Origin of the sequence: Rhizobium ecuadorense, assembly GCF_001187535.1 — a bacterium.
In the GTDB taxonomy this organism is placed as follows: domain Bacteria; phylum Pseudomonadota; class Alphaproteobacteria; order Rhizobiales; family Rhizobiaceae; genus Rhizobium; species Rhizobium ecuadorense.
Window position 1 is genome coordinate 1 of record NZ_LFIO01001600.1, and the last position, 219, is coordinate 219.

1 protein-coding gene is annotated in these 219 nt (G+C 57.1%); it reads left to right on the plus strand.

The window, feature by feature from the left end; genetic code table 11:
- Window positions 1-219, plus strand: a 219-nt coding sequence (locus tag AF337_RS41240; protein ID WP_193393684.1) for a transposase, incomplete at both ends; no start/stop codon positions are given.

Here is a 219-nt window from a genome sequence, read left to right on the forward strand (position 1 = left end):
GAAGAGTGATCCTGACCAGTTCGATCTGGCACTAGAAGACTTGGAAACGGCCATGGCATCAATTCATGCCGAGGATGAGGCGGATAATCCTACCGGGAATAGGGCCATCAGGCCGCGCGCGATCAATCGGGGCTCCCTTCCAAAGCATCTTCCTCGTGTCGTAGAAGCGATCGAGCCGGAAAGCCTGATCTGCGCCTGCGGCGGTTGCCTGCATTGCAT